Annotated in this window: 17 protein-coding genes; 7 read left to right on the top strand and 10 right to left on the bottom strand. The window is 71.8% G+C overall.

Translation table 11 applies throughout. The features are described from left to right. Positions 1-50 precede the first annotated feature (50 nt). From BLT59_RS19945 to BLT59_RS19930, 4 genes are all read left to right on the top strand, one after another. On the top strand, positions 51-500 hold the full coding sequence (locus BLT59_RS19945) for a tRNA (cytidine(34)-2'-O)-methyltransferase (protein ID WP_091784543.1): 450 nt from the start codon (positions 51-53) through the stop codon (positions 498-500). Between the two features lie 206 nt (positions 501-706). Continuing rightward, positions 707-2,134, top strand: coding sequence for a protein adenylyltransferase SelO (locus BLT59_RS19940; RefSeq protein WP_091784334.1), 1,428 nt, complete (start codon positions 707-709; stop codon positions 2,132-2,134). A gap of 417 nt (positions 2,135-2,551) precedes the next feature. Next, on the top strand, positions 2,552-2,779 hold the full coding sequence (locus tag BLT59_RS19935) for a hypothetical protein (RefSeq protein WP_091784331.1): 228 nt from the start codon (positions 2,552-2,554) through the stop codon (positions 2,777-2,779). A gap of 18 nt (positions 2,780-2,797) precedes the next feature. Next, positions 2,798-3,154, top strand: coding sequence for a hypothetical protein (locus BLT59_RS19930; RefSeq protein WP_091784328.1), 357 nt, complete (start codon positions 2,798-2,800; stop codon positions 3,152-3,154). Here the strand turns inward: BLT59_RS19930 and BLT59_RS19925 are convergent. The 4 genes from BLT59_RS19925 to BLT59_RS19910 all read right to left on the bottom strand — a co-directional run bounded on the left by BLT59_RS19925 (position 3,090) and on the right by BLT59_RS19910 (position 8,664). Then, on the bottom strand, positions 3,090-4,283 hold the full coding sequence (locus BLT59_RS19925) for a GNAT family N-acetyltransferase (RefSeq protein ID WP_091784324.1): 1,194 nt from the start codon (positions 4,281-4,283) through the stop codon (positions 3,090-3,092). The genes BLT59_RS19930 and BLT59_RS19925 overlap by 65 nt on opposite strands. Before the next feature lie 10 nt (positions 4,284-4,293). Further along, complete coding sequence (locus BLT59_RS19920) at positions 4,294-5,709, bottom strand: lipopolysaccharide biosynthesis protein (RefSeq protein WP_091784320.1); 1,416 nt, start codon at positions 5,707-5,709, stop codon at positions 4,294-4,296. Between the two features lie 132 nt (positions 5,710-5,841). After that, positions 5,842-7,353 carry a 2,3-bisphosphoglycerate-independent phosphoglycerate mutase gene (gene gpmI, locus BLT59_RS19915; protein ID WP_091784541.1) on the bottom strand — a complete coding sequence of 504 codons (1,512 nt, stop codon included), beginning with the start codon at positions 7,351-7,353 and terminating at the stop codon, positions 5,842-5,844. A gap of 243 nt (positions 7,354-7,596) precedes the next feature. Beyond that, the gene (locus BLT59_RS19910) at positions 7,597-8,664 is read right to left on the bottom strand and encodes a glycosyltransferase family 2 protein (protein WP_091784317.1); all 1,068 of its coding nucleotides are present in this window, start codon (positions 8,662-8,664) and stop codon (positions 7,597-7,599) included. 381 nt (positions 8,665-9,045) lie between these two features. On the opposite strand from BLT59_RS19910, the gene BLT59_RS19905 reads away from it, so the two are divergent. The 3 genes from BLT59_RS19905 to BLT59_RS19895 are packed head-to-tail and all read left to right on the top strand — an operon-like array spanning position 9,046 to position 12,809. After that, entirely contained in the window at positions 9,046-9,864 is an 819-nt protein-coding gene (locus BLT59_RS19905) for an ABC transporter permease (protein WP_244514061.1), read from the top strand. Beyond that, the gene (locus tag BLT59_RS19900; protein WP_091784310.1) at positions 9,864-11,099 is read left to right on the top strand and encodes an ABC transporter ATP-binding protein; all 1,236 of its coding nucleotides are present in this window, start codon (positions 9,864-9,866) and stop codon (positions 11,097-11,099) included. Before BLT59_RS19905 ends, BLT59_RS19900 begins: the two co-directional genes overlap by 1 nt. Before the next feature lie 12 nt (positions 11,100-11,111). Then, positions 11,112-12,809 (top strand): glycosyltransferase, encoded by a 1,698-nt coding sequence (locus BLT59_RS19895; RefSeq protein ID WP_244514060.1) that lies wholly within the window; start codon positions 11,112-11,114, stop codon positions 12,807-12,809. Between the two features lie 306 nt (positions 12,810-13,115). On the opposite strand, the gene BLT59_RS19890 is transcribed toward BLT59_RS19895, so the two are convergent. Genes BLT59_RS19890 through BLT59_RS19865 form a run of 6 tightly spaced genes read right to left on the bottom strand, consistent with a single transcriptional unit; the run spans position 13,116 to position 19,178 of the window. Beyond that, positions 13,116-14,084, bottom strand: coding sequence for a glycosyltransferase family 2 protein (locus BLT59_RS19890; protein ID WP_091784304.1), 969 nt, complete (start codon positions 14,082-14,084; stop codon positions 13,116-13,118). Further along, positions 14,081-14,881 carry a polysaccharide deacetylase family protein gene (locus BLT59_RS19885; protein ID WP_091784301.1) on the bottom strand — a complete coding sequence of 267 codons (801 nt, stop codon included), beginning with the start codon at positions 14,879-14,881 and terminating at the stop codon, positions 14,081-14,083. The genes BLT59_RS19890 and BLT59_RS19885 overlap by 4 nt, the downstream gene beginning before the upstream one ends. After that, complete coding sequence (locus BLT59_RS19880; protein WP_091784297.1) at positions 14,878-16,026, bottom strand: DegT/DnrJ/EryC1/StrS family aminotransferase; 1,149 nt, start codon at positions 16,024-16,026, stop codon at positions 14,878-14,880. Before BLT59_RS19880 ends, BLT59_RS19885 begins: the two co-directional genes overlap by 4 nt. Further along, complete coding sequence (locus BLT59_RS19875) at positions 16,023-17,054, bottom strand: NAD-dependent epimerase/dehydratase family protein (protein ID WP_091784293.1); 1,032 nt, start codon at positions 17,052-17,054, stop codon at positions 16,023-16,025. The genes BLT59_RS19880 and BLT59_RS19875 overlap by 4 nt, the downstream gene beginning before the upstream one ends. Next, entirely contained in the window at positions 17,038-18,153 is a 1,116-nt protein-coding gene (locus tag BLT59_RS19870) for a DegT/DnrJ/EryC1/StrS family aminotransferase (protein ID WP_091784290.1), read from the bottom strand. Before BLT59_RS19870 ends, BLT59_RS19875 begins: the two co-directional genes overlap by 17 nt. Further along, positions 18,150-19,178 carry a Gfo/Idh/MocA family protein gene (locus BLT59_RS19865; protein ID WP_091784285.1) on the bottom strand — a complete coding sequence of 343 codons (1,029 nt, stop codon included), beginning with the start codon at positions 19,176-19,178 and terminating at the stop codon, positions 18,150-18,152. Before BLT59_RS19865 ends, BLT59_RS19870 begins: the two co-directional genes overlap by 4 nt. Between the last annotated feature and the right edge of the window lie 4 nt (positions 19,179-19,182).

The raw sequence follows: 19,182 nt of genomic DNA, 5'->3' as shown, positions 1-19,182 counted from the left end.
CGCCGCCGGCCTTTGACGGCGCGGCATCCGCCCCGCACAAGGCCGGCGCCATGCTCCGCCTCGCCCTCTACCAGCCCGACATTCCCCAGAACACCGGCACGATGCTGCGCATGGCCGCCTGCCTCGGGCTGGCGGTGGAGATCGTGGAGCCCGCGGGCTTCGACGTCTCGGACCGGCACCTGCGCCGCTCGGGCCTCGACTATCTCGACCACGTGGCGATCACCCGGCACCGCTCCTTCGCGGCCTTCGCGGCGTGGCGGGCCGAGGCCGGGATCCGGCTCGTCCTCGCCACCACGGCGGGCGCCCTGCCCTACACGGATTTCGCCTTCCGCCCGGACGATTGCCTGATGGTCGGGCGCGAATCCGCCGGCGTGCCGGAGGCGGTGCACGCGGCGGCCGATGCCCGGATCGTGGTGCCGATCCGGCCGGGCCTGCGCTCGCTCAACGTCGCGGTCGCGGCCGCGATGATCGCCGGCGAGGCCCTGCGGCAGACGGGCTGACCGTCGCCGACGGACAGCCAGCCCGATGCCGGTTTCCTGCCGTCATTGCGCGCGGAGCGAAGCAATTCAGGGCCGCGCGCCCTCCGTGACCGGGGCGCGGACTGGCTTGCTTCGCTCCGCTCGCGAAGACGGACGTCGCAACGGATCCCGTTCCGCCGGCTTGGTAGGACGAGGTCTACCTTCCGACCGGAGAGACGCGCCGCCGCATGGACGACACCGCCTTCAAGCCTTCCCGGCGCCACGCCGATCTCGGGCCCGCCTTCTTCGATCCGGTCACGCCGGCCCGGTTCCCGCAGACGATCCTGCGCTACCGCAATCAGGCCTGGGCGGAACGGATCGGCCTGGGCGGCCTCTCGGAGGCGGCGTGGATCGCCCATTTCGGCCGGTTCGAGCCGCTGCCCGGCAGCTTCGAGACGCCGCTCGCCCTGCGCTATCACGGCCACCAGTTCCGCTCCTACAATCCGGAACTCGGCGACGGCCGCGGCTTCCTGTTCGCGCAGGTCCACGACCGCCTGGACGGGCGCCTCCTCGACCTCGGCACCAAGGGCAGCGGCACCACGCCCTGGTCGCGCGGCGCCGACGGGCGGCTGACCCTCAAGGGCGGCGTGCGCGAGGTGCTGGCGACCGCGCTCCTGGAGGCGCAGGGCGTCACCACCTCGAAGAGCTTCAGCCTGATCGAGACCGGCGAGGATCTCGTGCGCGGCGACGAGCCCTCGCCGGCGCGCTCCGCCGTGCTGGTGCGCCTGTCCCACGGTCATATCCGCATCGGCAGCTTCCAGCGCTTCCTGGCGCTCGGCGAGCCGGACAACATCGCCCGGCTGCTCGACCACACGATCGAGACCCACAGGCCGGATCTCTGGCGCGACAGCCTGGAGGATCGGGGCGTCGCCTTCCTGGAGGACGTGGTCGCCCGGGTCGCCCGGATGGGCGCGCAATGGGCGGCGGCCGGCTTCGTCCACGGCGTGCTCAACAGCGATAACATCAACGTCACCGGCGAGAGCTTCGATTACGGCCCCTGGCGCTTCCTGCCGCACTTCGACCCGGACTTCACCGCGGCCTATTTCGACGAGACCGGGCTCTACAGTTTCGGACGCCAGCCGGAGGCGCTGTTCTGGAACCTCGCCCGGCTGGCCGATTGCCTGCTGACGCTCGCGCCCCAGGCGCGCCTGGAAGCCGCCCTCGCCGGCTTCGGGCCAGCCCTGCAGGAGGCGTTCGCCGAGGCCCTGTTCCGCCGGCTCGGCCTCGCCGCGGCGCCGCAGCCGGAGACCGACCGGCTGGTGTCGGCGGTCTGGCGGTTCCTCGCCGAGACGCGCGCGCCCTTCGAGCGATTCTTCTTCGACTGGTACGGGGGCCTCGCGAGCGCCGGGCGCGCGGAGGCCGGCCCGGCCGCCGCGTCGTACCGCTCCGAGGCCTTCGCGCCGGTGCGGGCCGCGCTGGAGCCGCTCGCACCCGCCCCGGGCGCGCGGCTCGACCATCCCTATTTCGCGGGGGCGCCCTGCACGCTCCTGATCGACGAGGTGGAGGCGTTGTGGGCGCCGATCGCCGCGGTGGATGACTGGTCCCTGTTCGAGGCCAAGCTCGCCGGGGTCGCCCGGATGGCCGAGGCCTGCGGGACGACGCCCGCCTCGGCCTGAGCGGCCTCCTCGGCCAGCCGCTGCCGCTCCTCGGCATAGCCCCCCGCGATGGCGAGATCGACCAGCCGCCGCGTCAGCCGGAAGGCCAGCCAGAACAGGGCGAGGCAGAGAAGCGTCGCGGCGGCGGCCTTGAGCGGGTCCAACGGGTTCTCCGGTGATCTCTCCTCGGGTGGAGCGGCTCTCTTAGAGCCGAGGCCGGGCGTGGGGCAATCGGACTTGGTGCCGAGGACGGTGCCATCCGGCGGCGCCGCGATCGGGCGCGTGGAACATCCCCGAATCGCTTCGCTCCGTCCGCCATGCGCGGTCGATGGGCTGAAGGCCGCAATCCGGACCGACACAGGACTGGAACATGCTATGGCGCCCGCCGGCCGGATCCCGATATCCGACCCTGTAAGCCCCTCGATCAGGCGGATTCCCTTGCGCGAGACCTTCCATATCGAAGTCCTCGGACCTGAGCCGAACGAGATCCAGACGCGGATCTCCGTGCGGGTCGGCAGCCTGGAGAGCGCGCAGGAGCGGGCCCTGCGCCTGTTCGCCCGCGCCCGGGTGCCGCAGCGCTCGGGCGAGCCGGCCGAGGCCGTCCGGGTGATCGACGGCGCCGGCCGCGAGGTGTTCTATCGCACGCGCTTCGACGCCGGGGATTGAGGCGTCCGGAATCCGCCGATGCGCGCAGCCCTGATCCTGCCGGTTCTGCTCCTCGCAGCCTGCGCGCTGTTCCTGCGCAGCTACACCCTGCCGCCGGCCCCCGACCGCCGGGGCGGCACCACGCTCCTGCTGACCTGGCCGAACCGCCCGGCCTTCGGCAGCCCCCGGGCCGACTGCCTCGGCGGCCCTCCGGACGGGCCGGTCCTGCCCTGCCTGATCGCCTCCGTCGCCCGGGCGCGCGACGACGGGTACACGCTGCTGCAGCTGCCGTTCTGCGCGGCCTGCTACGACCTGTCCGGGCGGATCGCCGTCATGGGCCGCGACCCGGCGGCGACGCGGGCGCGGCTGGAGCAGATCGCCCGCTTCGGATGGTGAGACGCGCCCGGGCGACGCGCTCGCGGGCGCGTTCCAGGGTCCGGGCGACCGGGAACAGGGGATCGCGCCCCGCCTCCACCAGGAGATGGGCGATCGGGCGGCGCTCCGTCCAGAAGGTGGTGCCGAGGGCGAAGCCCGGGGGGGCGCAGGAATCGATCCGGTCGATCGGCGCGTCGCCGGCGGCCAGGGCCTCGGTCAGCCGGTGGACGAGCTGGACCCCCGGCGCCGTCTCGGGCCGGGTCTCGTCGTTGGCGATCTTCAGCACCCAGGCCTCCCGGCCGGTGACCGGAAGGATCAGGGAGGCCAGGAGGTCTTCCCCCCGGCGCAGGCGCGCGATCCGCACGGCGTCCGCGGCGCCGAGATCGGCCAGGGCGGTGCGCAGGAACGCGATTTCCGCCGGCCGCTGCACCAGGCTCGTGCCGGCCTGGCCCTTCCAGCCGGCGGCTTCGAGGGCGATGTGGGCGTCGAGGGCGGAGCCGAGGGACTCGGGTGCCGCGAGGATCTCGAAGGTCACGGGCCCTGCCGCCTCCAGGCGCGCGCGGGCGCGGCGCAGCTTGCGCCGGCGCTGGCCGGAGAGGTGCCCGAGATAGGTGGCCCGCGCCTCCGGCCCGAGCCCGGTCAGGTCGAGCAGGCCCCGGTCATGCGGCCAGTAGGCGGCGCGGCGTCCGCCACAGGCCGTCAGGAGGTCCGGCAGGGGGCCGTCGGCGGGGGCGTTCGGCAGGAGGAGGCGCGGCGGCAGGCCGAGCGCGCCCGGCGCGGCGAGGAGCCCCGCCAGCGCGGCCTCCGGCGCGGCGCCGTCGAGAAGCGGCGCGCCGAACGGGCTGTAGCCGTGGGTCCAGCCCATGAGCAGCGGCAGCGGCAGGCCCCAGCGGCGCCGCGATGGCCGGAACGGCCAGGCGGCGGCGAGCCGGGCCCCCGGCGCCTCAGGCGGCCGGTCGGCGACGAGGAGGAGGCGGACGCCCGCCCCGAAGGCGTCGCGGGCGGCCAGGGCGTAGCCCGCCTCGTAGAACGGGTTCCGGATCAGGGCGGCCGCGCCCAAGGCCCTCCAGGCCGGGATCCAGGGGGCTCCGGGATCGAGGGGCCGGACCGCCGCCACGAAGCCCCCCGGTAGCGCGACGGTGTCCGCCATGGCGGGACCGTCAGGCCGCGAGCCGGTCACGGATCGCGCCGGCGAAGCCGAGCACGTCGTAGCGCCATGCGGTCACGCCGGCGGCGACGGCGAGCAGGACCAGCCGCAGGGCCTGCCCCGGCGGCATCAGCCCGCCGGGAACCAGGGCGATGCCGGCATTCACCGCGCCGCAGGCCAGCGCGATCCCGGCGATCCCCGCCATGTCGGCGAGGGGCAGCGGCATCATCGTGCCGGCCCGGCGGGCGCCCAGCACCAGCACGAGGCAGGCCGCGCTCTGGCCGCCCGCGAAAGCGAGGGCCGCCCCGGCGGCGCCGAATCGCGGGATCAGCAGGAGCGACAGCGCGGCGACGGCGGCGAGGGTCGCGAAGGCGGCGGCCGCCTCCAGGCCGCTGGATCGGGTGAAGTAGATCACCTGCCCGAAATAATAGGCGCGGAACATCATCAGGATGGAGGCCAGGATCAGCACCGGGGCGAGTGCCCGCGCCTCCGCCCGGTAGGCGGGCCCGAGCAGCACCGCGACGACCAGATCGTCGAAGCACAGGAAGAACACCGCCCCGAAGGCCGCGATCAGCGTCATGGCCCGGGCGGCGTCGCCCAGAACCCCGGAGGCCGCCGCCATCCCGCCGACCCGCGCCTCGCGCTTGGCGATCGAGATCAGCGACAGGGCGATCGCCTCGCCGAACACGATGAAGCTCTGCTTCAGGAAGTCGGCCAGTGCCCCGTAGGCGCCGAGCCCCGCCGGCCCCACCGTCTTGGCGATGATCAGTCGGTCGAGGCTCTGGGCGAGCGCCGCCGTCCCGAAGGACAGGACCAGCGGCCAGCCATAGGCGAACAGCCGCAGGGCCTCGGCCCGGCTGCCGCGACCGGGCATCATCGGGGCGATCGTGGCGGCGGCCGGGAGCGAGGCCAGGGCATTCGCGGCCGCCACCGCGAAGGCGAGATGCAGCGGATCCTGCGAGAGATGCAGCGCCAGACTACCGAGGGCGAGGATCAGGACCGCCCGGCTCATCACCGAGGCCGCCACCGCCCCGGCCCGCAGGCGCGTCCGGGCGATCTCGGTGGAGCCCTCGAACAGGGTGGTCCCAAAGGCGAGCGCCAGGATCGCGGCGGCCATGCGCGCCGGCATCAGTCCGAGGGCGGCGGCCAGCGCGCTGCCGAGCCCGGCGAGCAGCAGCGTGCCGCCCAGGATCCGCACCACGGTGCCGACCTGCGCGGGCTCCCGCGCCTCGTCGTAGAGGGCGAAGAACGCGAATTTCGGCCACTGGCAGGTCGCGCCGTAGAGCACCAGCGCCCAGGACAGGACGTACAGGTAGGTGCCGTAGCTCTCCACCGGCGCGAGCCGCGTGAACACCGCGACGGAGGCCATGTTCAGGGCGGCCGCGAAGCCCCGCGAGCCGACATAGATCAGGCTGTGCCGGGCGATCATGTCCTAGAACCGGTCACACGCACCACAACCTCGCACCACGCTGGGACAGACCGGCCTCGTGGCGGGGGGTAACGCAGGGACGGCATGCATGACAGCCCGGGCAGTGCAGGCGGCGTGCCGCCGGGCCGTCGGTCAGCCCTCGCCCCGCTTCCGGATCAGCGACGTGCCGGTCATCTCGGCCGGCTGGTCCAGTCCCATCAGGGCGAGGAGCGTCGGCGCCACATCCGCCAGGCGGCCGTCGGCCAGGGACACACCGTCGACGCCGACGAGCATGGCGGGCACCGGGTTGAGGGTGTGGGCGGTGTGGGGCTCACCGGTCTCGGGATTGCGCATCATCTCGCAATTGCCGTGGTCGGCCGTCACCAGCAGCGCCCCGCCCTGGGCCGTCACCGCCTCGACCACGCGGCCGAGGCAGGCATCGACGGTCTCCACCGCCGTCACGGCGGCCGCGAGGCTGCCGGTATGGCCGACCATGTCGGGGTTGGCGAAGTTCAGGATGATGAGGTCGTAGCGGCCGGAGCCGATCGCCTCAACGGCGCGGTCGGTAAGTTCCTGTGCCGACATCTCCGGCTGAAGGTCGTAGGTCGCGACCTTCGGCGAGGGCACGAGGACGGCGTCCTGCCCCGCGAAGGGCTCCTCGCGGCCGCCATTCATGAAGTAGGTGACGTGCGGGTACTTCTCGGTCTCGGCCATACGCAGCTGGGCGCGGCCGGCCCGAGCCACGGTCTCGCCGAGGCCGTTGGGCAGGTCGAGGGGCCCGAACAGGGTCTCGGCGAAGGCGTCGATCTCGACGCTGTACTGGACGATCCCCAGGGCGGCGGCGAAGCGGATCGTGCGCGGGCGGTCGAAGCCCGCAAAGGCCGGGTCGAGGAGCGCCTCCAGGATCTGCCGGGTCCGATCGGCGCGGAAGTTGAAGCTCAGGATGCCGTCGCCGTCGTGCATGCCGGCATAGTCGCCGATGATGGCGGGCCGCATGAACTCGTCGGACACGTCCTGCGCGTAGGACGCGGCGACCGCCTGCCCGGCCCGTGCGAACCGGGTTCCCCGCGCATCAGTGAGGGCGTCATAGGCCGTCTGAACCCGCTCCCAGCGCCGGTCGCGGTCCATCCCGAAATAGCGACCGCACAGGGTGGCGATGCGGGCGCCCTTCGGGAGGGTCGCCTCGACGTCGGCGATGCAGGTGGCGGCGGAGCGGGGCGGCATGTCGCGCCCGTCGGTGAAGCCGTGGAGCCGGACCGGGATCCCCGCCCCGACCAGGACGCGCGCCAGCGCCACGGCATGGTCCTGGTGCGCGTGGACGCCGCCGGGCGACAGAAGGCCGACGAGGTGGCAGGTGCCGCCCGACGCGCGCAGCGCGTCGATGAACCGGGTCAGGGCCGGGTTCCGGGCAAGGGAGCCGTCTGCGACTGCGGCATCGATCCGCGGCAGGTCCTGCAGGACCACCCGGCCGGCCCCGATATTGAGGTGGCCGACCTCGGAATTGCCCATCTGCCCCTTAGGCAGGCCGACATCGGTGCCGAAGGTCTTCAGCCGCGCCCGGGGGCGCTCCCGCATCAGCGCGTCGAAGACCGGGGTCTTGGCCTGATGGACGGCGTTGTCGGCCACCTCGTCCCGCAGACCCCAGCCGTCGAGGATCACGAGCATCACGGGACGCGGTGTACTGTCGGGCACGGTCACAACTCTCCTGGGCTGCCACGCGCGGCGCGCGGCCGGTCTCCGAGCCCTGTGCGGCCGGATCGTTGCGCGTTTCGATAATCGCCTTGGCCGCACGAGACCACCGCCCTGAAGGACCAACGGGCGACGGATGCGAGAGAGCGTTGGGCTTCTGACATGCCTGGACCGCGCCCCGCTCATTGCCGAGGGTGCGGCCGACCGGGCTTCTACCTGTCAATTGACTCGGGCCGCGTCGGATCCCGGCGGGACGCCGAGGAGGGGCCGCTTTCGGCGTAGGGCGGCCCGGAGCAGGGTCCTGCGGTAGCCCGGATAAGACAGGAACCCCGCCGCCCAGGACAGGTGCATGGTCACGGCCGCCGGGCCGCTCATGACAAGGATGGGTTCCCGCGCCTTGAACGCGAGGGCGAGGCCGCTCAGGGTGCAGCCTCCGGCATAGACCAGCAGGGGGATCAGCAATGTGGGCACCAGGGCCGCCAGGGGCAGGGCCGCGCCGGCGTAGAGCAGGACCAGGGCCGGCAAGATCTGGCGCGGGCGCGGCAGGCTGGCGTGCTTCTCAAGGGTCCGCGCGCAGCCACGCCCGTATTGGAGGTACTGCCGGGCGAGGCTGACGAGGCACGCGCGCGGGAAGTAAGTGATCGCGAGTTCGGCGGCGAGATAAATCCGCCCGCCCGCCGCGCAAAGCCGCCGGTCAAGTTCGGCATCCTCGTTGTGGGTGAAAGTCTCGTCGTAGCCGCCCACCCGCAGGAACTCGCGCCGGTCGAAGGCCGCGTGGTGACCGTGGGCGACGTAGCCCGAGATGCCGCCCTGACGGTGGGCCGCGCCGCCGTTGCCGAGCCGGCTGTTCTGCGCGGCTGCGATGGCCCGCTGCAGCGGCGTCACCCCGACGGTCCGGAGCGGTACGACCACCGAGGCGGCGTCCCACAGGCGCATGGTGCGGATGAGATTCTGTACGAACCCCTCGGGATAGATGGCGTGGCAATCGGCGCGGACGAGGTAGACGGAGGCCGGATGCGCCAGCCGTGCGGCGAGGTTGATGGCTGCGGCCTGGATGCGGCGCTCGTTGTGGATGAGCCGGATGCGTGGATCCCGGGCGCTCAGGGCGGCGACGATCGCGCAGGTCTGGTCGTGGCTGCCGCCGTCCAGCACCAGCAGCTCACAGGCGACCGCATCCCGATCAGGTAGCACTGACGCGATGGCGTCGGCGATGTGAGCGGCCTCGTTCAGGGCCGGCATGGCGATCGTCACGAGCGGAGCGCCGGCGGCGCTCACGGGGTCCTGCATGGCGGTTCTCCCGAAACCTGGACCCGGTCGCCTGCGGATTGGAGCCGGCGGTCCTGGGCGGAAGCGGAAGCCGAAAGCGGCGCGCGTCCGAGGTCTCATTTGTGGTGATTGGCAGCGATTACCGTTGCTGATCACAACCACCACTTCAGTCGGCAGCACCGATACGACGAAAGTTGTAATTCTGAACGCCTCTCGGCGATGATAGCCCGTTTCGGCGGGACGGCCGGCTGGCTCACAGGCCGATTCGAACCAGATCCCGCGAGCTGGACCACCGGCTCAGAGCGTCATGCGGGACGACCTCGAATGATGAAATCTTTGAATGCGATTGGCCTCGGCTCGTCAGAATGCGGGTTGACGGAACGGCGGACCGATCCGTCGACGATGCGGGTCACTGAGATCGCGCCAGACGACCGAATCGTCGCCTTCGATGCGGCGGGCTTGGCGCAGTACAAGGGTCTCTTGCGCGTCCTGATCTTGCGTGACCTGAAGGTCCTCTATCGGCAAACCGCCCTCGGCGCCTGCTGGGCGATTGCGCAGCCGCTCTTCACTGTCCTGATCTTTACGGTGATCTTCGGCCACTTCGCAAAAATCCCAACCGACGGTGCGCCCTACGCACTCTTTGCCGGCAGCGCGGTCGTCCTGTGGACGTACTTCTCCGAGGCGGTGCGGCGCAGCGCCAACGGTCTCGTGGCGGAGGCCGAACTCATCCGCAAGATCTACTTCCCGCGGCTGGTTATTCCGCTCGCGACGGTTGTGTCGCCGATGGTCGATTTCGCAATCGCGCTCGCCGTGATGCTGGCCCTGATGCTCTGGTACGGGGTGGTGCCGGACTGGCACTTGGTGCTGGCCGTCCCGACCCTGATCGTCACGGCCATGCTCGCCCTCGGCGTCAGCCTCTGGCTCGGGCCGATCAATGTCCGGTTCCGGGACGTCAAGCACACGCTGCCGTTCCTGATCCAGATCTGGATGTACGCCTCGCCGATCGTCTACGCGTCGAGCATCGTGCCTGCCTCGGTGCGCTGGGTCTACGCGCTGAATCCCATGGTCGGCCTGATCGAGGCGTTCCGGTTCGCCATCCTAGGTGGATCCCCGCCTGATGCCTTTGCACTCGTGGTCTCGGTCACTGCCGCGCTGGCCCTCCTCGTCAGCGGATTGATCTTCTTCCAGCGCATGGAGCGCTCTTTCGCGGATATAATCTGATGTCGATGGCAATCAGCGTACAAGATATCGGCAAACAGTACTGGCGCGCACCGCGCGCCGCCCACCAGAACTCGCTGCGCGACGCGCTCAGCGAGGGCGTCCGCGGCCTGCTGAGCCGCCGCTCCGAGGCACGCCCGTCGCAGGAGAGCTTCTGGGCGCTAAGGGAGGTGAGCTTCGGCATCCGGCACGGCGAGAATGTCGGCATCATCGGCCTCAACGGCGCCGGCAAGAGCACGCTCCTCAAGCTCCTGTCGCGGATCGCCGCGCCGACCACCGGCCGGATCCGCCTCGAGGGCCGGGTCGGGGCCCTGCTGGAGGTCGGCACCGGCTTCCACCGGGAGCTGACCGGCCGCGAGAACATCTTCCTCTACGGCTCGATCCTCGGGATGGACCGTCGGGAGATCGCCGCGAAGTTCGACGCGATCGTCGCCTTCTCGGAGATCGGCGAGTTCATCGACATGCCGGTGAAGCGCTATTCCAGCGGCATGTATGTCCGGCTGGCCTTCTCGGTCGCCGCGCATCTCGAGCCCGACATCCTGCTCCTCGACGAGGTGCTAGCGGTGGGCGACTACACCTTCCAGCGCAAGTGCATGGACTTCGCCCGGCGCCTCCAGGGCAAGGGTTCGACGATCCTGCTGGTCTCGCACAACATGTTCAGCATCAAGACCATGTGCGAGCGGGTGATCTACATCAAGGGCGGCCGCGTCGCCTATGACGGCCCCACCGACGAGGGCCTGACCCACTACGAGCGGGACAGCTATCTCGCCGACACCGCGTGGTTCCGCCCGGACACCGGCGACCTGCCGGTCAAGATCAGCGACGTGACGATCACCGACGAATCCGGCGCGCCGCGAACGCTGTTCCGCCACGGCGAGCGGATGCGGATCCGGGCCCGCTACAACGCCGCCGAGCCGGTCGCCGATCCGCACGTCCTATTCTCGATCACGCGGTCCGACGAGCTGCTCTGCTGCAATTTCAGCACGCAGGCGGACGGCGCCGGCCTGACCGCCCTCTCGGGCGAGGGCGAGGTGGAACTGCTGACGCCGCCGCTGACCCTGACCGCCGACACCTACACGGTCTCGATGGTGGTCCGGCAGCGCGGCTTCGAGCGCCTCCTCGCGGCCAAGATCGGCGGCCGCTTCCACATCGAGCACCCCGTCTTCGCGCCGGACGTCTTCGGAGTCTTCCACGAGGCGGGGAGCTGGACAACGAACGGCGCCGCATCGCTGCGCTGAAGCCCGGAGGGCATGATGGTCAAAGGCGCGTCGGAACTCTGCCGGGACGGCGATGGGGAGAATGCAGCCGGGACGGCGTCCCGCGCCGGGCGGATCCGATCGAACTTCGCCGCCTTCGATGCCCGGGTGCGGCACGCGGAGCGTCTTGCGGCGGCCGGCGACCATGCCGGCGCGGCCGTCGAGACCGCCATCGCGGCGACCCTGGCAGCGCACCGGCATTGCGGCGTGTTCGCAAGCCCGCGCCTCGAACGGTTGATGACCGGGATCGGCCGGACCCTCGACGGCGGCGGCGAGGCCCGGGACGGCGCGGGCGCCGACGGGGCCCCGTACCGGCGCGTCCTCCACGTCTGCACGCAGCTCGCCCCGGTGGGCGGCCTCACCAAGATGCTCGCGCTCTGGATCGGCGCCGACCGCGGCCGGGTCAACGGCGTCGCCCTGACCCAGCACCGCGGCCCGGTCGACGCGCGGATCACCGCCGCGGTGCGCGAGAGCGGCGGCGGGATCCACCACCTGAACCACCACAAGGGCGACAAGCTCGCCTGGGCGCGGGAGCTGCGCCAGATCGCGCGCGGCTACGATGTCGTCGTCCTGCACATCCACTGCGAGGACGTGGTCCCGCTGATCGCCTTCGCGGACCCGGCGAAGAGCCCGCCGGTCCTGCTGCTCAATCACGCCGACCACCTGTTCTGGATCGGGACGCGGATCAGCCACGCGGTGATCAACCTGCGCGAGGCCGCGCGCCGGCTCGCCGTCGCGCGGCGCGGCGTCGATCCGGCCCGCAGCCTCCTGCTGCCGACCCTGATCACCCTGCCCGAGCGCCAGCGCGCCCGCAGCGCGGCCAAGCAGGCCCTGGGCGTCCCGGAGGACAGCGTCCTCCTGGTCTCGGTGGCGCGGGGGGCGAAGTACCGCAACGTCGGGCCGGTCACCTACGCGGACCGCCACGTCGACCTCCTCGCGGCGCATCCCCAAGCCCGGCTCATCGTGGTCGGCCCCGGCGAGCGGGCCGACTGGGAGCGGGCCCGGGCCGCCACCGGCGGGCGCATCACGGCCCATGCCGAGCTCGCCGACCCGCGGGTCTTCTTCGAGGCGGCCGACATCTACGTCGATTCCTACCCGTTTGTGTCGTCGACCTCGATGCTGGAGGCCGCCGCCTATGGGCTGCCGCTGGTCACGCGCTTCGAGGCCCCCGCGGCGGCGGAGATCGTGGCGATCAACCATCCGGGGCTCGACGTCACGGCCCGCGTGGCCCACGACCAAGCCGCCTACGAGTCCCACCTGACCGCGCTCATCACCGATGCCGCGGCGCGGGACGCCGCGGGCGCCGAGAGCGCCGCCGCGGTCGCGGGCCTGTACGCGCAGGCCGCCTGGCTTACAGGACTCGACGCGGTCTACGCGCAGGCGCAAGCCCTGCCCCGGCTGCCCCCGGAGGCCGGGGCGCCCGGCCCGGCCGAGACGCCCCATCTCGGCGAGCCCGACCTGCGACACCAGGACATGTTCGGCTCGGACTTCCCCGTATCGGAGATGACCAAGAACTACATCGGCATGCTGCCGCTGCGCCAGCGCGTCGCCTCCTGGCTCGCCCTGCGCCGCGCGGGCGACTTCTCCGGCCTCTGGGAACCGGTGCGCCTGCTCCTCCCGGAATGGCTGGTCCGCAACGTGAAGGATCGGTTCGGCCCGATGCGGGTCCGGGCGCAGGTCCCCAGCGCCTGAGGCCGCCCCGGGCCCGGGTGGGTGCGGATCGATCATGCCGATTGGCGCGCGTCTCGCCCGGCGGAGCGGTCCCGGCCCCGCGCGGTCCGCGCGTCGCGGAAGGCCGGGCCGCCCGGCCGCGCTTCTGCGGCCTTCACCGGTCTCCGTCGCGACGGCCCGCTCTCCGCCGGCAAGGACGGTCGCGCCTCGTAGGACAGCTCGGAATCACGGGCGGTGCGCACTCCGGCCACGGCCGGGACAACGCGAGCCCGCTCCGGCGGCCGGGCTCCGGGGAGGCCCGCGCCGCGGAGCGAAAGCCCGTCGGGCTCAGCGCGTCTCCGGATCGGCGGTCAGCGGCCGGGCGGCTGGCCCGGCGGCCAGCGCCAGCAGGGCCGCGCGCGCGCGCGTCGGCCGGAAGGCTTGCCGGATCGCCCGGTGCGGCATCAGGCGGAAAGCCGTGAGGAACGCCCCGGCGGCGGCGCGGCGATCGCCGCGGGCCACGTGGGCTTCGGTGGCGTCCAGCAGGGCGTCGTAATAGCCCTGGACGGTCCCGAAATAGAGCCGCAGGGCCGCGAGCCGCGAGACGCCGAGAGCCGGCGCGTGACGTCGGAAGACCAGGCGGGTGAAGTGAATCCGGCGGGCGATCAGGCGGTCGAAGGTCCCCGCCGGCCGCTGCCGGAAATGCACGCAGGGCGCGGCGACGAAGCCCACCCCGTGGCCGCGGACCGCACGGAGCTGCCAGTCCCAGTCCTGATCGCCGAGCAGGGCCTCGTCGAACAGGCCGATCGCGTCCACGACGGTCCGGCGCACCACCGTCGCCCCGATCTGCGGGAAGTAGCCGCTCAACATGCGGTGCAGCAGCGCGCCCTTGTCGGACGGAAGTTCCGCCGGCCAGGGGCCGTAGGTCGGCACGAGGTCGTGGTCGGTGGTGACGATCTGGCCGAACGCGACCCCGAGCTCCGGATCGGCCTCGAACAGGCGCAGATGATCCCGGATGTGCGCGGGCTGCCAGACGTCGTCGTCGTCGAGGAAAGCCACGTAAGGGGCGCTCGCCCGGGTCAGGCCGGCATTGCGAGCCGCGCCGGCGCCGGGCCGCTCGACGGGGACATGGATCGCGCCGAATTCGGCGGCGACCTCGGCGGCCGGCCCCGCCTCGCCGTTGTCGCCCACGATGATCTCAAAGGCGAGGTCGGGGCCCTCCAGGGCGCGGATGCTCGCAAGGGCCTCGCGCAGGAAGGCGGGCCGGTTGCAGGTGGGCACCACGACGGAAACGCGGCGCTGCGCGGGTCGATTCATACCCACTCCTCCCAGGCATCGTAGGCGCCCCGGAGCAGAGCACCGAAGACGAGATCGTTGTCGAACTGCGTGACGAAGTTGCGCGCCACAGTTCCGGCGGGGCGGGTCTCCACCGCCTGCGCGTAGACGATCCGGTAGCCCGCCTCCCGGGCTGCGTGGGCGGCCGCCTGCGTCCAGTTCGCCGATTGCCCGAGCGGGATCGCGAAGCTGTCCGGCCGCACGCCGAGGCGAGCCCCGATGGCGCGCCGGGATTCCTCCAGTTCCTCGGCCGCCTCCGCGGCGCCGAGTCGCCCGAAATCCGGGTGGGTCACGGAATGGCTTCCGATTTCGACCCCGTTCGCGGCGAGCGCCTCGATGGCGCGCCAGCCCAGGATGCCCGGCGGTCCGCTCTCGGGGCGGTCGAGCCAGCCCGACACGATGAACAGGGTCCACGGAATCCCGTAATCGCTCAGGATCGGTGCCGCCCCGCTGAGGACGCTGTGCCAGCCGTCGTCGAAGGTGATGGCGAGATCCCGCGCGCCGCCGCGCCCGTCGGCGATGGTGGCCGCCGGCACGAAGCGGTAGCCGAGACTGAGCGCCCGCTCGAGCTGGTCGCGGAAGCGCGCGGGAGTGACGTCGTTGACGCCGCATTCCGGCTGGCCGACCGAATGGTAGCAGAGGATGCGACCACCCGGCGCCGGCCGCCGGATCCGGGCGAGGGCGAGCGTCGTGCGCTCGCAGGCCATCCGGGCGGCGGCGACGCGCGGGCGCGTCAGGCCGACCGTCCGGGCGAGGCTCCTGACCGGTGCGGGGATCATTTCAGGGCGGCGCGCAGGCCGTCGACGACCTGATCCTGCTCCGCCTCGGTCATCGCCGCGTAGAGGGGCAACAGGATCGCGTGGTCGCGCGCCCGCTCGGATTCCGGCAGCGCGAAGCGCCGCGGCGCCTCGGCGTAGGGCGGCTCGAGATGCGCGCACATGATGCCCCGGCGGGTGGCGATGCCCCGGTCGAGCATCGCCTGCATCACTGCATGCTGGTCTGCATCATCCGGGAGCCGGACGCAGTAGCTCTGCCAATTGCTGCGCATCCCGATCGGTTCGGGCGGCGGCGTCACCGCGGGGAGGTCGGCCAACCGCGCGCGGTAGCCGTCGGCGAGGCGGCGGCGGCGGGCGATCAGGTCGGGCAGCCGCTTCAGCTGCTCCCGGCCGATGGCCGCCTGAACGTCCGTCATCCGATAGTTGAAACCCGCGATCGCGTACGATTCGACGACCACCGTGGCGCTGCCGTGTCGGGCGATGTCGGAGACGCTCATCCCGTGCTGGCGCAGCAGCCGGAAGGTCCGGTCCCATTCGGGCTTGGCGGTGGTGATCATGCCGCCGTCGCCGGTGGTCAGCACCTTGCGCGGATGGAACGAGAAGCAGGCGATGTCGCCGGCAATCCCGCCCCCGCTGCTGCCGATCGGCCGCCAGACATCGCCCTGGAGCCGCTCGGAGCCGATGGCGCAGGCCGCGTCCTCGATCACCGGGATGCCGGACCGGCGCCCGATCGCCACGATCGCCTCCAGGTCGCAGGGCATGCCCATCTGGTGGACGCAGACGATCGCCTTCGTCTTCTCGGTGATCGCCGCCGCCGCCGCGGCCGGGGCCATGTTGAAGGTCGCCGGGTCGATGTCGACGAAGATCGGCGTCGCCCCGCACTGGGCGATGGCGTTGGCGGTGGCGATGAAGCTGTGGCTCACCGTCACAACCTCGTCGCCGGGGCCGACCCCGACGGCGAGCAGGGCGAGATGCAGCGCGGTCGTGCAGTTCGAGACCGCGCAGGCATGGGGGGCGCCGACGATCGCGGCGAACGCCGCCTCGAAGGCCGCGACCTGCGGCCCCTGGGTCAGCCATCCGGAGCGGACGACGGCGGCGGCGGCCTCGGCCTCGGGGTCGCCGACTTCGGGCTTGGCGATCGGGATCATGCCAGCGCCCGCCGCAGGTGATCGGAGCGGGACTCGTCCTGCCACCAGGCGACGAGGTCGGCCAGGCCCTCGGCGGCGCCGATCTCCGCCTCGAAGCCGATCAGGTCCTTGGCGAGGCGCGTGTCGCACAGGCGCCGCGGCACCGGGTTCACCGCCCGCTCGGCCTCGTGGAGCAGCGGCGTGCCGTCCCGGCCCATGATCCGGGTGAGGTGGCCGGCGAGGTCGACCAGCGAGGTCTCGACGCCGGTCCCGACATTGAGCACCACGTCGGTGGCCGACGACGTCGCCGACAGGATGTTGGCCCGGGCGATGTCGCGGACATGGACGAGGTCCATGGTCTGCAGGCCGTCGCCGAACACGATCGGCGACTGGCCCTCGGCCAGGCGCTGCATCCAGCGGACCATGACCTCGGTGTAGCGCCCGGTCAGGTCCATCCGCGGCCCGTAGGCGTTGAAGTACCGGAGGGCGACGTAGTCGAGCCCGTACATGTCGTTGAACGAGCGCAGAAGACCTTCGCCGAAGGACTTGGCGGCCCCGTACAGGGTCCGGTTGTCGTAAGGATGGTGCTTCTCGTTGGTCGGGAAGACCTCCGCCATCCCGTAGACGGAAGCCGAGGAGGCCATCACCACCTTGGCGACGCCGGCCTCGACGCAGCTCTCCAGGAGGTTGAAGGTCGCGGTGGCCATCACCTCGAAGGCGTGGCGCGGCTCCGAGGCGCACTGGGTGATGCGCAGGGCCGCCTGGTGGAACACCACGTCGGTGCCCTTGACCAGCGTGTCCATCAGGGCGCGGTCGCGGATGTCGCCCTGAACCAGGCGGACGCGGCCGGAGCCGAGGGCGTCCGCGAGATTTTCGGGGCGGCCGCGGACCATGTTGTCGACCGCCACGATCTCGTCGCAGCCGGCCTCGACCAGCAGGTCGATGATGTGGGAGCCGACGAAGCCCGATCCGCCGGTGACCAGGATCCGGGTCCCGCGCAGGTCGCCGCTGAACCGGCTTCCCTTCGTGACCTCACGCAGCTTGGGCATCGGCGACCTCGCAGTAGCTCGCGACGGCCTGGCAGACGGTATCGATCTGCGCGGACGTCATCTCGGGGAACATCGGGAGGGACAGGGTCCGGGCGGCCAGCCGCTCGGTGACCGGCAGGCGGCCGGCGCCGTCGTCCAGGTGGCTGTAGGCGGGCTGCCGGTGGACCGGGACGGGATAGTGGATGCCGGTGGCGATGCCGGCCGCGTTGAGGTATTGGCGCAGCCCTTCGCGGTCCGCCGTCGACACGGCGTAGACGTGGAACACGTGGTCGAGCCCGGCGGGGGCCGGCAGTTCCAGGCCGAGGCCCGCGAGCCGGGTGCCGTATTCCGCCGCCACCGCCTGACGGGCGCGGGTCCAGGCCTCCAGATGCGGGAGCTTGACCCCCAGCACCGCGCCCTGGACGCCGTCCATGCGCAGGTTGAAGCCGTGGCGGACGTGGTTGTACTTGCCCTGCTGACCCCAGTCGCGCAGGCAGCGGGCCGCCTCGGCGAGGTCGTCCCGGTCCGTGACGATGGCGCCGCCCTCGCCGTAGGCCCCGAGATTCTTGCCGGGATAGAAGCTGAAGCAGCCGATATCCCCGATCGTGCCGGCCTTGCGGCCGCCGCGCTCGGCGAGATGCGCCTGGGCGGCGTCCTCGACGAGGGCGATCCCGTGGCGCCGGGCGATGGCGCCCAGCGCATCGAGATCCGCCATCCGGCCGTGGAGGTGCACCGGCAGGATCGCCTTGGTGCGGGGCGTGATCGCCGCCTCGACCAGGGCCGGGTCCATGGTCCAGCTGACCGGGTCGATATCGACCAGGACCGGCGTCGCGCCGGCATACAGCACCGCCGCCACCGTCGCCACGAAGGTCGACGAGACCGTGATCACCTCGTCGCCCGGGCCGATGTCGAGGGCCAGCAGGGCGAGGTGCAGGGCCGCGGTGCCGCTGCTCACGGCGACCGCGTGGCGGGCGCCGCAGGCTTCCGCGAAGGCGGCCTCGAAGGCGCTGACCGCCGGGCCGAGGACGAAGTCGCCGCTGCGCAGGACGTTGAGGACCGCCGTCTCGACGTCGCCGCCGATCGCCGCGTACTGCGCCTTGAGGTCGAGGAAGGGAATCACGAGGCCCTCGCAAGTGGCATGAGGTCGATGGGGGAGCCGTTCTGGCGCAGGGAGCGCATGGCGGCTTCGAGCATCTCGACGACGCGCAGGCCGCTATGGCCGTCGGTCATGGGCGCGGTGCCGGTCTCGATGGAATCGGCGAAGTGCTCGATCTCGACGATCAGCGCCTCGCGGAAGGACAGGTGCGGCGACCACATGTCGCCGGTCCGGTAGGAGACCATCAGCTCGGTGATGTCGTCCGAGCCGCCGCCGACGGTGACGCCGCGGTCGTAGACCTTGACCTTCTCGATCGGGTCGAGGTCGTTGTAGACGATCATCTTCTTGCTGCCGCCGATCAGCGTCTGCCGCACCTTCACGGGCGCGAGCCAGTTGACGTTGATCTGCGCGACGACACCGCGCGGGTAGAACACGGTCAGGTGGGCCATGTTCTCGGGGCGGCCGCTGAAATGGCCGGTGCCGCTCGCCGAGATCGCCACCGGGGTGAGATCCAGGATGTGGTCGAGGATGGCGAGGTCGTGGACCGCCAGATCCCAGATCACGTTCACGTCGCGCTGGAACAGGCCGAGATTCACCCGGGTGGAATCGTAGTAGAACACGTCGCCGATGGCGTCGGTCGTCACGAGCTCGTGGATCTTCTCGACCGCGCCCGTGTAGACGAAGGTGTGGTCGACCATCAGGGTCAGGTTGCGCTTGGCCGCTTCCTCGATCAGCAGCCGCGCCTCGAAGGCCGAGGGCGTGATCGGCTTCTCGATGAAGACGTGCTTGCCGGCCCGCAGCGCGTTGATGGCGATCTCGAAATGCGAACTCACCGGCGTCGCCACCATGACGGCGTCGATCGCGGGATCGGCCACGAGGTCGCGCCAATCCTGATGGAGCTGGACGGCCGGGTAGCGCTTGCCGGCCCGGCCGAGCGCGGCCGGCGACTGGTCGGCGATGGCCACGAGCTGGCAGCGCTCGGACTCCGAGGTGCACCGGGCGAGGTTCGGCCCCCAGTAGCCGTATCCGACGATTCCAATCGAGATCATGACT

Source organism: Methylobacterium sp. UNC378MF, from assembly GCF_900103195.1.
In the GTDB taxonomy this organism is placed as follows: domain Bacteria; phylum Pseudomonadota; class Alphaproteobacteria; order Rhizobiales; family Beijerinckiaceae; genus Methylobacterium.
This window is presented reverse-complemented; position numbering and strand designations above follow the sequence as displayed.

Coding starts and splice junctions, on each gene's coding strand:
- BLT59_RS19920 (WP_091784320.1), bottom strand. CDS start 5,709: ATGATCGCCCGGCACAGCCTGATCTATGTCGGCTCGCGGGGCTTCGCG.
- BLT59_RS19925 (WP_091784324.1), bottom strand. CDS start 4,283: ATGGCGGACACCGTCGCGCTACCGGGGGGCTTCGTGGCGGCGGTCCGG.
- BLT59_RS19890 (WP_091784304.1), bottom strand. CDS start 14,084: ATGAATCGACCCGCGCAGCGCCGCGTTTCCGTCGTGGTGCCCACCTGC.
- BLT59_RS19905 (WP_244514061.1), top strand. CDS start 9,046: ATGCGGGTCACTGAGATCGCGCCAGACGACCGAATCGTCGCCTTCGAT.
- BLT59_RS19885 (WP_091784301.1), bottom strand. CDS start 14,881: ATGATCCCCGCACCGGTCAGGAGCCTCGCCCGGACGGTCGGCCTGACG.
- BLT59_RS19880 (WP_091784297.1), bottom strand. CDS start 16,026: ATGATCCCGATCGCCAAGCCCGAAGTCGGCGACCCCGAGGCCGAGGCC.
- BLT59_RS19875 (WP_091784293.1), bottom strand. CDS start 17,054: ATGCCCAAGCTGCGTGAGGTCACGAAGGGAAGCCGGTTCAGCGGCGAC.
- BLT59_RS19930 (WP_091784328.1), top strand. CDS start 2,798: ATGCGCGCAGCCCTGATCCTGCCGGTTCTGCTCCTCGCAGCCTGCGCG.
- BLT59_RS19900 (WP_091784310.1), top strand. CDS start 9,864: ATGTCGATGGCAATCAGCGTACAAGATATCGGCAAACAGTACTGGCGC.
- BLT59_RS19865 (WP_091784285.1), bottom strand. CDS start 19,178: ATGATCTCGATTGGAATCGTCGGATACGGCTACTGGGGGCCGAACCTC.
- BLT59_RS19895 (WP_244514060.1), top strand. CDS start 11,112: ATGATGGTCAAAGGCGCGTCGGAACTCTGCCGGGACGGCGATGGGGAG.
- BLT59_RS19945 (WP_091784543.1), top strand. CDS start 51: ATGCTCCGCCTCGCCCTCTACCAGCCCGACATTCCCCAGAACACCGGC.
- BLT59_RS19940 (WP_091784334.1), top strand. CDS start 707: ATGGACGACACCGCCTTCAAGCCTTCCCGGCGCCACGCCGATCTCGGG.
- BLT59_RS19910 (WP_091784317.1), bottom strand. CDS start 8,664: ATGCAGGACCCCGTGAGCGCCGCCGGCGCTCCGCTCGTGACGATCGCC.
- gpmI (WP_091784541.1), bottom strand. CDS start 7,353: ATGCTCGTGATCCTCGACGGCTGGGGTCTGCGGGACGAGGTGGCCGAC.